Origin of the sequence: Streptomyces sp. NPDC026659, from assembly GCF_040638245.1 — a bacterium.
Lineage (GTDB): Bacteria > Actinomycetota > Actinomycetes > Streptomycetales > Streptomycetaceae > Streptomyces.
On sequence record NZ_JBEZXY010000001.1, the window covers coordinates 599,125 to 612,573 of the forward strand.

Consider the following 13,449-nt stretch of genomic DNA (forward strand, 5'->3'; position numbering starts at 1 on the left):
CGGAAGGGAACGGGCCGGTCCCCCAACCTGGTTGGGGGACCGGCCCTTCTCGTCTGCAGCGGGTCAGCCGCCGTCAGGGCCCAGCCGTCACCCCCGCGTGGAAGCCGCCGTCGAAGAAGAGCAGGCCCTGCCGGCCGGGCCCGCTCAGGGAGTGCAGCACCGAGCCGATGAATATGGAGTGGTCGCCGGAGTCGTGGGAGTCGGCCAGTTCGCACTCCAGCCAGGCCAGCGCCCCCGCGAGCAGGGGTGCGCCGGTGTGCGGGCCCGGCCGCCAGTCGACGGAGGCGAACTGCGGCGGGCCGAGCGGGCGCGACTTGTCGGCGAAGTGGCGTGCCAGGCCCTCCTGGTCCGCTCCCATGATGGACACGGCGAACCGCCGCTCGGACGTGATCGCCTTGTGCATGACGGCGCTGTGGGCCACGCAGCACAGTACCTGCGGGGGTTCCAGCGAGACCGAGCTGAAGGCGTTGGCCGTCATGCCGTGCATGTGCTCGCCGCCCACGGTGAGTGCGACGACGCCGGTGGTGAACCGTGCCATGGCCTCGCGCAGTGCAGCGGGCGCCACCATGGATGTCGAGGGCCCCTGATCGGACATTGCGTTCTCCCGTCGTTCGCGCGTTCGCGGCCGGTGTCCTCGCCCGAAATCCTGAACAGAGTCCACGACAACTTATCCGCGAGCTCCGGGTGCCCCTCCATTCGCAGGTCATCCCGCACTAACCTCCGTCGCCGCAAGGGCGTTTACCGTCTCATGACCGCACGCTGGCAACGCTTCCGGACTTCTCCCGTAAGGTCGCCTCGATATGCCGGATTTCTCGGCGCGACCGACCGCCATGTCCCTGAGGACACTCACGACGGAAAAGGGGCCGACATGAACTCTCCTGCACCCGAAGTCGAACTCGCGGAACCGCAGATGCTCGGATTCCTGGAGTTCCTGGGAATCGACGTGGAGTATGTGCGCGCGGAGGGCAATACGCTCTTCTTCCGTGACGGGAGCGGTCAGGAGATTCCGGTCCTCGACTACGCCGGCGGATACGGCGCGCTGATACTGGGCCACAACCACCCCGAGATCGTTGCTGCCGCAAGGGAGTTCCTCGACTCGGGCAGGCCCGTGCTGGCGCAGGCCTCGCGGCAGACCGCGGCGAGCGAGGTCGCCGCCGCCCTGAACCGGATTCTCCGGCGGGAGTTCGCCGACCCCGAGCCGTACTACGCGGTGTTCTCCAACAGCGGTGCCGAGTCGGTCGAAGTGGCGCTGAAGCACGCGGAGTTCGACCGGGTGCTGAAGGTGCGGGCGCTGGAGGCGGAGATCGCCGTGCATGTCGCCGAGGCACGGGAGGCGGTGGCCGCCGGACGGGCGGCCGTGGCGGCCGGGGCCCTGCGCTCGGTCACCCCCGAAGCGGAGGCGCGGGGTACGGACACGCCCGGTACGGACGCACGGAGCCTGGACGTCTTCGAGGACCTGGTGGCCGTGGTCCTGCGGCGCAACGCCGAACAGGCCGCCAGGCCACCGGTGTTCCTCACGCTGGAGGGCGGGTTCCACGGAAAGCTCGCGGGCAGTGTCCAGTTGACGCACAACGCCGCGTTCCGGCTGCCGTTCGCGGGCATGGCAGCGCAGGCCCGCTTCCTGCCCTTCGACCAGCCGCAGGCCGTGGCCGAGCTGGCCGAGGAGGAGCGGGCCACCGTGCTGGACGTGGTCGTCGAGGACGGTGAAGTGCGCCTGGTGGAGCGGCCGTTCCCGGTCTTCGCGGCGTTCGTGCTGGAGGTGGTCCAGGGTGAGGGCGGCATTCACCTGGTCTCCCCCGAGATGGCCCGGGCGGTGCGGCGGGCCAGTGACGCCGTCGGCTGCCCGGTCGTCGTGGACGAGATCCAGAGCGGCATGGGCCGCACCGGGGCGTTCTTCGCCAGCTCGCTCATCGGTCTGCGGGCCGACTACTACACGCTGGCCAAGGGGCTGGGCGGCGGGATCGCCAAGGCCGCGGTGACGCTGGTGCGGGAGAGCGGGTACCGCAAGGACTTCGAGCTCGTGCACAGTTCGACCTTCGCCAAGGACGCGTTCTCCAACACACTCGCCCTCAAGACCCTGGAGCTGCTCGAGGCCGGTGACGGCGAGGCGTACCGGCTGGCCGGAAAGTGGGGGGAGCGGCTGCTGTCGCTGTTCGAGTCGCTGCGCGCGGAGTTCCCCGACGTCGTCAAGGACGTGCGCGGCAGGGGCCTGATGCTGGGGCTGGAGTTCCACGACCAGTCGGGTTCGGCGGCCACCGGGATCCGGGACGCGGCCGCCGCGGGCATCTTCGGCTACGCCGTCTCCGGCTATCTGTTCCGCGTGCACCGCGTTCGCACGTTCCCGACGGCAAGCGCGGTCGACACCCTTCGCTTCGAACCGTCGGTCCTGCTGACCGACGCCGAGGTGGACCGTCTGGAGGCGGCGCTGCGCGAGCTGTGCACCGTACTGCGGGAACAGAACGAACAGGCGTTGTTCGGCGTGTGACGGTCCGGCATTCTCCCTCGCGCGGCATCCCGGAGGACACGGTCGACCACCGTTGTTTTTCGGCCAGTTAAGGGCTTGTTACAACGGGCCCGCACTCGTCCGGGCGAGGCTCTGCGTTACTCTGGCGGTTCTGGCTTCACCTGCACATGAACGGCCGCCTGAGACGGAGGCAGGGGTGGGAAAATGAGCGTGAGGGCACGGCCGGCCTTCTGCGGCCTGGACGCCGCGATGGAAGTCATCAGCGGCAAGTGGAAAGTTCTCATCCTCTGGGCTCTGCGCCATCAGCCCCACCGATTCGGGGCGTTGAAACGGCTCGTTCCGGGAGTGAGCGAGAAAGTGCTGATCCAGCAATTGCGCGAGCTGGAGGCCGACGGGATCGTGCTGCGGACGACGTTCGACCAGGCGCCGCTGCGGGTGGAGTACTCGCTGACCCCCACGGGGGTGGCCCTCAACGAGGCCCTCGAACCCCTCGGTGCCTGGGGCCGGGAGCATCTCGCGCCCCGGGAGGAGCGCGAGCCCGTGACGGCCAAGGCCGCCAAGGTCTGACCGCGCACACCGCCCGGCCCGCAGGCGGAGGCGCCCGGGCCGGGCGGCGCACGCACCGCACCCCGGCCCGCACCCCCGGCCCGCCCGCACGACCGTCCCGCATGGTCGTCCCGCACGGCCAATCCGGCCGAGCGCCCCGCGGCGAGCAGCTCGCGCGGGGCGGTCGGCCGGAAGGCGGTGACCGGCGGGAGAGGTCAGCCCGCCAGCGGGCAGGGCATCCCGGGGCGGAATCCCCGGGGTGGCTGGATGCGCAGCAGTGAGCGGATGTAGCGCCGCCGGTCGTCCTGACGCCCGCCCAGGCGCACCCGCAGCGCCCTGCGGAGCCACTTGGCCGGGTCCTTCGCCTCCGTCCGCACGTCGTCGGGGAGCAGACTGTCGAGCAGCTGGTCCACGGCGGCGTCCGACAGCGGGTCCAGGGTGAGCGTGGTGACATGCCGCTTGCCGCCGCCCCATTCCGGGCGCAGCTGGAGCAGCTCGGGCCGGGCCGTGGCCACCACGAGGAGCGGTACGCCGGAGAAGTCCGCCAGGCCCGCGACGAAGTTCAGCGCGGCGTCGTCGGCACCGTGCAGGTCGTCGACGAGCAGGACGAGCGGCCGTTCCAGCGTGGCGTGCTCCAGGAACCGGCGCCAGGCGGCCAGTTCGTCGCCCGTGTGGGTCAGGCGGACGAGGGGCTCGGCGCCGGGGTCGACGAACTGGTGCAGGCACTCGAGCAGTCTCGGCATGCGCTCCTCCTCGACCAGCCGGCCGAGGGCGAGCACGAGTTTCTCCCGGGCGACCGGGAGGGCGTCACCGGCCTCGATGCCGCACAGAGCGCGCACCAGCTGCTGCTGGATTCCGAAGACGCCGTCGGTGCCGGAGCGCCGTGCACGGCACACGCTCACGCTGGCCACATGGGCGCGGTCCTTGACCGTACGCCCGAACTCGGTGAGGAAACGTGTCTTGCCGATGCCGGGATCGCCGAGGACGGTCACGACGTGCGGGGTTCCGCGGTACCGGGTCCGCTCCAGCAGTTCGGTCAGCAGCGACAGCTCGAACTCCCGCTCCACCGTGGGCGTCCTGAGCGTTCCGACGTATTCCCGCTGGATGCCCTGCACGGCCCACTGCCCGCTGCCGTCCCCTTCTCGCAGGGGCTGGTAGCCGATCATGGTCTCGGTGGCCGTGCGGGTGCCGTCGCAGGCGCGGATCTCCCCGGCCTGCGCGCGGGAGAGCAGCGAGTCGCAGGTGTTCAGCAGCTTTCCGGTGATGGACGAGGGCTGTTCGAGGTCGCCGGGCCGGTAGCGCAGGACGGCCTCGCCGGTGGCGACCGCGGCCCGGAAGGACAGCCCGCCGCCGTCGGGGGCGCCCGGGAGGACGGCGGAGTGGAGGCCGTCCCGGGTCGCCAGCGCGGCGAGCACCGCCCGCTCGGCGTCGTCGCCGCCGTCCTCACCGGCGTCGAACAGCGCCATCAGGATCGAGCCGATCGCCGCGGTGACCCTGCCGCCGAAGTACTCGATGTTCTGGTGCACCCAGCGTGACACCGACTCCAGCAGTTCGTCGGCGGCCTCGGCGTCGCCGTCCACGGCGCTGGTGTCGACCTGGGCGCGCATCAGCAGGACGCTGACCTGCCGTCGTTCGGCCGCGTCACCGCCCGGTCCGCCCGGTCCGGCCGGCACGCCGCGCTGCCGGTTCCCGGCCATCGCCACCTCGCCCACCGTCGTGGGCCCGGGGGCGGGCACGAGCGCCGCGACCCCGGGAGCCGGGGTCACCGGCTCCGAGCGACGGTCGTCGCCGCGTACGTCGGGACGGCCGTCCGTCCGTACGCCGGGACGGTGGTCCGTCCGTACATCGGGACGGTCGTCCGTCCGTACGTCGCGCGGGACGGACAACGCTGTCGGGGTCCGGCCGGACGGTGTCGCGGTCAGGGACGCGGCCAGGAGGGCCGAGGGCCCGGCGGGGGCGGGCCGGGAAGGGCCCGTGCGTATGCCCTCCCGCGGGGGTTCCGCGTACGGCTCCCGCGCTCCCGGCGTCGCCGGTACGTTCAGGCGGGGGTCGTGGTTCAGGATCGCCTGTTGCAGGGTCTGGAGTTCGCGGCCGGGTTCGAGTCCGAGTTCCTCCACGAGCACCGCGCGCACGCGGCTGTAGACGTTGAGGGCGTCGGCCTGGCGGCCGCTGCGGTACAGGGCGATCATGAGCTGCCCGCTGGAGCGCTCCCGCAGGGCGGTGTCCTCGACCATGGCCTCCAGCTCGCCCAGCACCGCGTGGTGGCGGCCCAGCGCGAGCTCCGCGTCGAAGTAGTCCTCCATGGCGTTCAGCCGGGCGTTCTGCACGGCTGACAGCTCGGGCCAGGCGATCCCGGACTCGACCAGGTCGGACAGGACGGGGCCGCGCCACAGTTCGAGCGCCTCGCGCAGCAGCGCCGCGGCGGCCTCGGACCGGCCCGAGGTGAGGGCCTCACGGCCGCGCTCGGCCATGGCCTGGAATCGGTAGAGGTCGACGTCGTCGGAGTCGACGGTCAGTTTGTAGCCGGGCGGCTGGGTCACCAGGGGTGCCCGCGCTCCCCCGCCCGGCGGAGTGAGGGCCCTGCGCAGGCCCCAGACGGCGTTCTGCAGGATCTTGCGCGCCGAGGTCGGCGCGTCGTCGACAGCCCACAGGGCGTCGAGCAGCTGGCTGGTCGGCACGACCCGGTTGGCCTGCAGGAGCAGGTATCCGAGTGTGGCCCGCTGCTTCGTGCCTCCCAGGCTGAGAGAACAACCATCGTCCAAAGCCTCCAGAGGCCCCAGGACGCGAAACTGCACAGCTCCCCCTAGTCGCTCGCATAGGACACATCGGCCGGTAGAAAACTGGTTCTCGTGCTCCCTGAAGGTAGGCCCAGCCGTGCTCAGCCCGCACATTCATGGATGTGAAGGAGAACACACCGAATCGGATCGACCATGCGATTCCCCGTTGAATTCGCAGTGAACGACTCGGGTACGGCGTCCAGGTTGCCTTTCCGGCCACCGGAGGCGTTTTTCAGCCGGGTCCCGCTGTCCTAGAAGATGACTTCCCATTCGAAGCCGGAGGGGCACGTCACCCGGAATCTCACATTCCGGTGGGCCGGCGCGGGGAGACCCCGCTCATCAGGATTCGCCGCTCGGATGGTGCACTTTGTCCGCATTGGCCGACACGTCCTCCCCGTAAGCTACACGAGCCGACCTTAGACCAGTCGCCGACCCAGAGGTAAGTACTGACTTCCAGGTAACTGCCCACCGCCAGGTAAGCGTCGGGGTGCCGTTCACAGGCCGGGGCGCCGCACCCACCGCCGGGTAACCGCGAGGTCACCCGGCCCCCGGGGAATGCGAAGTTACCCCACCGTGACCAGTCCGGGATGGAATTCTGCGAGGCTTCCCGACGTCGCAATTCAACCAACCGGAACGTATACACGGAGAGATGGGGAGAAGTATTTCCATGAGCAATCTCATCGACTTCGAAATTCCCGAGGCCCCGGACAAGCTGAACGAACTGTTCGTCCGCGTCTTCAACTCGGGCGACGGGGCGCTTTACGACGCCATGTACACCGACGACGCCGTCTCCAACATCTCCGGCGCTCCCCTGTCGGGCGCGGCCCGCACCGCGTTCTTCAAGGAATTCCTGGCCTCCGGCCCGAAGATCGACTCCCGCGTGCTCCAGACGTACACCACCGGCGACACCTCCCTCCTCATCGTGGACTACTCCCTCGACGTCCCCACCCCCGACGGGCAGACGCTCCACATGCACGGCACCTGCACCGACGTGCTGATCCGCAATGAGGACGGCGAATGGCGCCTGGCCGTCGACCGCCCGGTCCCGGACGAGGCTCCCGCCGCGTAGCCCACGCCTCGGGTCACGCCCCGGCGGCGGCCCGTCCGGGCGGGGCGTCCGCCTCTGTGCCCGGGGGCCGGCTCTCCCGCGCACAGGGGCGCCTTTGCCTTCCCGTCCCTTCCGTCCTTACCCGGTCCTCTCCCGGACTTTCCGGAGCACGCGGTTACCGCGTCATGACCGCCCCGCGAAGGGGTGATCGACAGCGAAGGAGTACGCCATGGACCACCGAGCCGGGACCGAACCGGTGCGCGGGAGCGGACCGGAGTCCGCGGCGGACGCGCGTCTGATCCCCAGCGTCCAGGAACTGCTGCTGGCCGCGCTGATGCCGTTCGCCGTGCTCCCCGCCTCCCCCACCGGCACGTCGTACCAGCCCGAGGCAGGAGCCAGGGCCGACAAGGAGCTCTGAAACGTGACGACCACCGGACCGAATCCGCACGTCGACGTACGCACCCTTCCCGACGCCCTGCGGCTGCGCAGCGAGAAGCAGCCCGACGAAACGGCCTACGTCTTCCTGCGCAACGGCGAAGACCCGGCCGAGTCGCTCACCTACCGCGAACTGCACGACGCCGCCCGGCTGCGCGCCGCCCGCTTCGCCGCCGCCGGGCTGTCCGGCCACAGCGCCGTACTGCTCTTTCCCTCGGGCCTGGAGTTCGTCCGCACCCTCCTGGGGTGCATGTACGGCCGCGTGGCCGGCGCTCCGGTGCAGGCGCCCCGGCGCCGCGACGAGGTGCTGCGGCTGCGCCGGATCGCCGACGACGCGGGCACGTCGACCGTCCTGACCACGACCGAGGTCGTCCGCGATCTGCGCGAACGTTTCGGCGACCTGCCCGAGCTGGCCGGACTCACCCTGCTCGCCACCGACGGCCCGGCCCCGGCCGCCGGACAGCCCGTGCCCGGAGAGGACTTCGGCAGGCCGGCGCCCGAGGACATCGCCCTGCTGCAGTACACGTCCGGCTCCACCGGCGATCCCAAGGGGGTGATGGTCACTCACGCCAACTTCCTCGCCAACGTCGTCGAGACCGACGAGCTGTGGCCCTGCGAGCCGCACGGCACGGTGGTGAACTGGCTGCCGCTCTTCCACGACATGGGGATGCTCTTCGGTGTCGTGCTGCCGCTGTGGGCGGGCATCCCGTCGTATCTGATGGCCCCCGACGCCTTCATCCGCCGTCCGGCCCGCTGGCTGGAGGCCATCGCCCGCTTCGGCGGCACGCACGCCGCCGCGCCCAGCTTCGCCTACGAGCTGTGCGCGCGGGCCGCAGCGGAGGGCAGGACGGCCGAGGTGGGCGATCTGTCGCGCTGGCGCGTGGCCGCCAACGGCGCCGAGCCGGTGCGCTGGGGCACGATCCGCTCCTTCACCAAGGCGTTCGCGCCGTACGGCTTCGACCCCCGTGCCATGTGCCCGGGCTACGGCCTGGCGGAGAACACCCTCAAGGTCACCGGCACCCGGCAGGACCGCGAGCCCGGCGTGCTGTGGCTGTCCGCCGAGTCCCTGCGCGACGGCGTCGCCGAACCCGTCGGAGAATCGGCCAAGCACGCCGTTCCCGTGGTGAGCAGCGGGAGCACGGTCGGACGGACCCGGGTGCGGATCGTGGACCCCGTCACCCGGGAGGAACTCCCGGAGGGGCGGATCGGCGAGATCTGGGTCTCCGGTCCCTGTGTGGCGGGCGGCTATCTGGGCCGCCCCGAGGCGAGCGAGGACACCTTCCGCGCCCGCGTCGCGCAGGACGACGGCGCCGACCGACTGCGCACCGGTGACCTCGGCTTCCTGCACGGCGACCAACTGCACGTCACCGGGCGGCTGAAGGACGTCATCATCCGCAAGGGCCGCAACCACTACCCGCAGGACATCGAGCTGTCGGCGGAACACTCCGTGGCGGGCCTGCGCCCGAACTGCGCGGCCGCCTTCTCCTACGACGACGGCACCCGCGAACGGCTGGTGGTGGTCGTCGAGGCCGACGGCCGGGTCCTCAACTCCCTGGGCGCCGAGGCCCTGCACCAGCACGTCCGGGACGCCGTGCGCGAGGCGCACCGGATCACCCCGGACGAGGTCCTCGTCGTACGGCGCGGCGCGCTGTCGAAGACGTCCAGCGGCAAGGTGCAGCGACGCGCGTGCAAGAGGCGTTACGAGAACGGCGAGTTGAGGGCCGTGACCGCGCCGGCGGCCACGGTCGCGGGAAGGCAGGCGTGATGGCCAGGCTCCGTGTGCCCGAGCGCAGCCCGGGATCGCGCATTCTCGGCGTGGGCGTGTACCGGCCGACGCGGGTGGTGGGCAACGACGAGATCTGCTCCCTCATCGACTCCAGCGACGAGTGGATCCGCCGCCGCTCCGGCATCGAGACACGGTGCGTCGCGGGCCCCGACGAGACCGTCATCAGCATGGCGGTGGAGGCGGCCCGCAAGGCGATGGCCCAGTCCGGCACCCAGCCGGACGACGTCGGCATGGTGCTGCTAGCCACCATGTCCTTCCTGGAGCAGGCCCCGGCCGCCGCGCCCCGGGTCGCCCACCAGCTGGGCGCCCGCTCCGCGGGCAGCCTGGACGTCGCCGCCGCGTGCTCGGGGTTCTGCTACGCCCTGGGGCTGGCCGACTCGCTGGTGCGCTCCGGCGACGCCCGCAACGTCGTGGTGATCGGCTCGGAGAAAATGAGCGACATCGTCGATCCGACGGACCGCGGCACGGCGTTCCTGTTCGGTGACGGCGCCGGAGCGGTCGTGGTCGGCCCCTCCGACACTCCGGGCATCGGTCCTGTGGTGTGGGGCTCCGACGGGGAACGGCACCACATGATCGCCCATGACCGCAGCTGGCTGCACACCCGGGAGACCCCGGGCCCGTGGCCGACGCTGCGGATGGCGGGCCCGGAGGTGTTCCGCTGGGCGAGCCGTGTCGTGCCGGAGATCTCCCGGCAGGCGGTGCGGGAGGCGGGGCTGGAGCTCTCCGACCTCGCGGCCTTCGTGCCCCACCAGGCCAACGCCCGGATCATCGACGCCGCCGCCCGGTCCCTGGACCTCGCCCCGCACACCGTCGTCGCCCGGGACGTCGTCACCGCGGGCAACACCTCGGCCGCGTCCATCCCCCTGGCCCTGGGCGCCCTGCTGTCCCGGGGCTCCCTGTCCAGCGGCGCCCCGGCCCTGCTGGTCGGCTTCGGCGCGGGTCTGGCGCACGCGGCCCAGGTGGTGTCGCTGCCCTGACCGGGCGGCCGCTCGTCGTGCCGTACCGCCGGGGAGCCGTCGTGCCGTACCGCAGGGCGAGTCGTCGTGCCGTACCGCCGAGGGGGCCGTCGTGCCATACCGCGGCCCCCTCGGACGGCCGTCTCACGCTCACGCGGCGAGGTCGTGACCCGGGTGGAGCACCACCTTGGTGTAGCCCTCGATCCGCTGGTCGAACTTCTCGTACGCCTGCGGGGCGTCCTCCAGCGGCAGTTCGTGGGAGACCACGAAGCTGGGGCGGGCGCGGCCGGAGGTGATCAGGTCGCGCAGCTGGCGGTTGTACCGCTTGACGTTGCACTGGCCCGTGCCCATCTTCTGGCCCTTCTCGAACATCTTGCCGATCGAGACCAGCAGTTGTCCGTGCTTGGCGTGCTCGTCGGGGCCGCCGGGGTCGGACGGCACGTACAGGCCCGGGATGCCGAGCCTGCCCGTCGGCCGGACCGTCTCCACCAGCTGGTTGAGGACGATCGCGGGTTCCTCGTGGTGGGACTCGTCGCCCGCCTGGGCCTGGTAGCCGACGGCGTCGATCCCCTTGTCGGTGCCCTCTCCGTTCGTCTGGGCCTTGATCTGCTCGGCCGGGTCGCCCTGGGTGAAGTCGATCGGGATGGCCCCGATCTCCGCGGCCTTGGCGAGCCGCTCGGGCACGCGGTCGACGACGAACACCTTCGACGCGCCGCGCAGCAGCGCCGAGTAGGCGGCCATCAGACCGACCGGACCGGCCCCGTACACCGCGACGGTCTCGCCGGGCGACACCTGGGCGAGTTCGCAGCCGTGGTAGCCGGTCGGGAAGATGTCGGCCAGCAGGACGTAGTCCGTCTCGTTCTCGTCGCCCTCGGGCAGCTTCAGGCAGTTGAAGTCGGCGAACGGTACCCGCAGCCGCTCGGCCTGACCGCCCGTGTACGGGCCCATGGCCACATAGCCGTAGGCACCGCCCGCGAAGCCGGGATTGACCGTCAGGCAGAACCCGGTCTCCCCGGCGAGACAGTTCTTGCAGAACCCGCACGCGACGTTGAACGGCATGACGACGCGGTCGCCCACCTTCAGGGAGGTCACGCCGTCGCCGACCTCCTCGATCACGCCCAGGTTCTCGTGGCCGAAGACGATGCCCGGCTCGGCCGCCGTGCGCCCCTCGTACATGTGCAGGTCCGAGCCGCAGATCGCGGACGACGTGACCCGGACGATCACATCGTTGGGGTGCAGGATCTGCGGGTCCTCCACCTCCGCGACCGTGACACTGAAGGGCCTCTCGTAGACAACGGCTCTCACCTCTGTCACCTCCCGCGTCCGACGCCGGATGACGGTGGCGAGCGCGGACCGCGCCGAGAGCGCGCAGAAAGAGCGGGCCCCCCGGTCATCACCGTGGCCTCGAACCCTCGCTTCACCGCCGGATACTTCCAGGTAACTCCGCCGCCCCAGCCGCTGCAAGCCTCGCAGGTGAGGGGGCCGGGGGCGGCACTGGTCGAAGAAGCGGGTCCGCGCGCCGTCGTTCATCGCGGTCGCCTTGTGCAACCGGCGAGCGGTCGTCACCGTCCCCCTTCACGGGCCGGAGTGATCACCTCCTGGGCTCGGGCGAGAGGTCGAGAGGTGGGGACAGTGAGCGTCGGCGGGCTCGGGAAGATCGTGGGGTGGGGCGTGGTGTTCGTCCCGCTGTCCGTCCTCCTCCTCGTGCGGGTGGGCGGGCTGGACGGGGGGACACCGCTCGCCGTGCCCGTGGTGCTGTTCCCGTACGCCGCCGTGCTGAGCGTGCTCGTGCTGGTCCTGGTGCTCGCGGTGCGGGCGCTGCGGTCCCGGCCGGCGGTCGTCTTCGCGGCGCTGCTCGCGGCGGCTCATGTGGCCTTGCTGGCACCCCGGTTCGTACCGGATCGGCAGCACATCCCTTCGGGGTCGGCCGAGTTGAGGGTGGCCACGCTCAACACCCATGTGGGGAAGGCGGACGCGGAGGCGGTCGTACGGCTGGTGCGGTCCGAGCGGATCGATGTGCTGGCGGTGCAGGAGCTGCCGTCCGCCGGGGTGGCCGCGCTCGCGGCGGCCGGACTGGGGAAGGTGCTGCCGTACCAGGAGCTGCATCCCGAGAACGACTCGTCCCTGTACTCCCGGCTGCCGCTGACACAGGGCGGCCCGTTGAAGGCCGACACCGCCTGGCCCCAGACCACCGCGCGGGTGACGGTCGGCGGCCGGACCGTACGGCTGGTGGCCGTGCACACCTACTACCCGCTCGGTGACGCCGCCCGCTGGGGCCGCGACATGACCGCCCTCGCCGAGGTAGCCCGCGCCGACGGCCCCGACACCGTGTTCCTCGGCGACTTCAACGCCTCCCTCGACCACGCCCGGATGCGCACCCTCCTCGCCTCGGGCGGCCTCGTCGACACCCACGCCGAACTCGGCCACGGCTGGGCCCGCACCTGGCCCGTCGGCAAGTCCCCGATCCCGCCCCTGGTCCAGCTCGACCACGTCCTGCACGGCTCCGGTCTGGCGGCCCTCTCCGTGACGGAACGCACCGTCCCGGGCACGGACCACCGCGCGGTCGTCGCCCGGCTCGCGCTGCGCTGAAGGGTTGCCGGTGGAAGAGCTGTTCTATTCTCGCCTCCTCGCGGGGTGATCATCACTCCCGGTGTTCCGGAAGGGGACGGACGTGCAGGTGTCGTGGCGGTGGGTGGGACGGGTCCGGGCGGCTCTGCCGGGGCCGGTGCGCAGGCGTCCGGCCGCCTTCGGCGCGGGGCTCGGCGCCGTGGTGCTCGCCGGGGTGGCGGGGATCTGCCTGTGGCCGGGGACCGGGAGCGGGGGCGAGTTGCCGACGGCCCGGGTGTACCGGGACGTGGACGCCTGTCTGCTCGCCGACAGCCGAGGAGTCGCGCCGGGGGTGCCCGCGGCGCCGGTGTGGGCCGGTATGCAGGAGGCCTCCCGTGCGACCAGGGCGCGGGTGAGTTTCCTGTCGGCGATGGGGCCGGACACCCAGGCGAATGTCGTGCCGTACGTCAACTCCCTGGTGCAGGAGCACTGTTCGGTGGTCGTGGCCGTCGGTTCGGCGGAAGTGCGAGCCGCGCGTTCGGTGGCACCCCATCAGAAGGGCGTGCGTTTCGTGGTGGTGGGAGACGGATCGGAGTCGGCGAACGTCTCAGTGGTGAAGGCGGGAAACGCGGCACAGGTGCGTGAAGGTGTGCGCGGAGCGGTGGCCTCTTTGACCGGCACCTCCTGACACATGCTCAACGATGCAATGCAACCCGGTCGCAAAAAAGGCATGTTGACCGAATACGGAATCCATCGGTCCGCACTCTTAAGGATCAAGTAAGAAGATCAACTGACTGTGGTCAGAGTGTGATCACTACGGGAACTATCGAGCTGTTTTGTGTTCGCTGTGTGTTCGCAAAGGACAGCTCATGTTTCCCGTGCCACGTCAT

The 13,449-nt window shown here is 71.1% G+C and carries 11 protein-coding genes; 8 read left to right on the forward strand and 3 right to left on the reverse strand.

Going from position 1 to position 13,449, the window contains the following annotated elements:
• Positions 1 to 73 precede the first annotated feature (73 nt).
• The gene (locus AB0E91_RS02645) at positions 74 to 595 is read right to left on the reverse strand and encodes a flavin reductase family protein (RefSeq protein WP_361774007.1); all 522 of its coding nucleotides are present in this window, start codon (positions 593 to 595) and stop codon (positions 74 to 76) included.
• Positions 596 to 868: 273 nt separating this feature from the next.
• Here AB0E91_RS02645 and AB0E91_RS02650 point away from each other — a divergent pair, with 273 nt between their 5' ends.
• Complete coding sequence (locus AB0E91_RS02650) at positions 869 to 2,485, forward strand: aminotransferase class III-fold pyridoxal phosphate-dependent enzyme (RefSeq protein WP_361774010.1); 1,617 nt, start codon at positions 869 to 871, stop codon at positions 2,483 to 2,485.
• A 183-nt stretch (positions 2,486 to 2,668) separates the two neighbouring features.
• A complete protein-coding gene (locus tag AB0E91_RS02655; protein WP_361774013.1) occupies positions 2,669 to 3,031 on the forward strand; it encodes a helix-turn-helix domain-containing protein in 363 nt (120 codons plus the stop codon).
• Between the two features lie 194 nt (positions 3,032 to 3,225).
• On the opposite strand, the gene AB0E91_RS02660 is transcribed toward AB0E91_RS02655, so the two are convergent.
• Complete coding sequence (locus tag AB0E91_RS02660) at positions 3,226 to 5,688, reverse strand: BTAD domain-containing putative transcriptional regulator (RefSeq protein ID WP_361774016.1); 2,463 nt, start codon at positions 5,686 to 5,688, stop codon at positions 3,226 to 3,228.
• 766 nt (positions 5,689 to 6,454) lie between these two features.
• On the opposite strand from AB0E91_RS02660, the gene AB0E91_RS02665 reads away from it, so the two are divergent.
• From AB0E91_RS02665 to AB0E91_RS02680, 4 genes are all read left to right on the forward strand, one after another.
• Entirely contained in the window at positions 6,455 to 6,856 is a 402-nt protein-coding gene (locus AB0E91_RS02665; protein WP_361774019.1) for a nuclear transport factor 2 family protein, read from the forward strand.
• A 208-nt stretch (positions 6,857 to 7,064) separates the two neighbouring features.
• Positions 7,065 to 7,253 carry a hypothetical protein gene (locus tag AB0E91_RS02670; RefSeq protein WP_361774022.1) on the forward strand — a complete coding sequence of 63 codons (189 nt, stop codon included), beginning with the start codon at positions 7,065 to 7,067 and terminating at the stop codon, positions 7,251 to 7,253.
• Between the two features lie 3 nt (positions 7,254 to 7,256).
• Entirely contained in the window at positions 7,257 to 9,035 is a 1,779-nt protein-coding gene (locus AB0E91_RS02675; protein WP_361774025.1) for a fatty acyl-AMP ligase, read from the forward strand.
• Complete coding sequence (locus tag AB0E91_RS02680; protein WP_361774028.1) at positions 9,032 to 10,033, forward strand: beta-ketoacyl-ACP synthase III; 1,002 nt, start codon at positions 9,032 to 9,034, stop codon at positions 10,031 to 10,033. The genes AB0E91_RS02675 and AB0E91_RS02680 overlap by 4 nt, the downstream gene beginning before the upstream one ends.
• Before the next feature lie 129 nt (positions 10,034 to 10,162).
• On the opposite strand, the gene AB0E91_RS02685 is transcribed toward AB0E91_RS02680, so the two are convergent.
• A complete protein-coding gene (locus tag AB0E91_RS02685) occupies positions 10,163 to 11,317 on the reverse strand; it encodes a glutathione-independent formaldehyde dehydrogenase (protein WP_361774031.1) in 1,155 nt (384 codons plus the stop codon).
• A 318-nt stretch (positions 11,318 to 11,635) separates the two neighbouring features.
• Here AB0E91_RS02685 and AB0E91_RS02690 point away from each other — a divergent pair, with 318 nt between their 5' ends.
• Both AB0E91_RS02690 and AB0E91_RS02695 read left to right on the forward strand, forming a co-directional pair.
• Positions 11,636 to 12,601: an endonuclease/exonuclease/phosphatase family protein gene (locus tag AB0E91_RS02690; RefSeq protein ID WP_361774034.1), complete on the forward strand. Its 966-nt coding sequence runs from the start codon at positions 11,636 to 11,638 to the stop codon at positions 12,599 to 12,601.
• Between the two features lie 82 nt (positions 12,602 to 12,683).
• Positions 12,684 to 13,247 carry a BMP family ABC transporter substrate-binding protein gene (locus AB0E91_RS02695; protein ID WP_361774037.1) on the forward strand — a complete coding sequence of 188 codons (564 nt, stop codon included), beginning with the start codon at positions 12,684 to 12,686 and terminating at the stop codon, positions 13,245 to 13,247.
• Positions 13,248 to 13,449 lie beyond the last annotated feature (202 nt).

Bases quoted from the DNA above. Each gene is read 5' to 3' on its own strand.
- AB0E91_RS02650 (WP_361774010.1), top strand. From the start codon at position 869: ATGAACTCTCCTGCACCCGAAGTCGAACTCGCGGAACCGCAGATGCTC.
- AB0E91_RS02670 (WP_361774022.1), top strand. From the start codon at position 7,065: ATGGACCACCGAGCCGGGACCGAACCGGTGCGCGGGAGCGGACCGGAG.
- AB0E91_RS02645 (WP_361774007.1), bottom strand. From the start codon at position 595: ATGTCCGATCAGGGGCCCTCGACATCCATGGTGGCGCCCGCTGCACTG.
- AB0E91_RS02655 (WP_361774013.1), top strand. From the start codon at position 2,669: ATGAGCGTGAGGGCACGGCCGGCCTTCTGCGGCCTGGACGCCGCGATG.
- AB0E91_RS02665 (WP_361774019.1), top strand. From the start codon at position 6,455: ATGAGCAATCTCATCGACTTCGAAATTCCCGAGGCCCCGGACAAGCTG.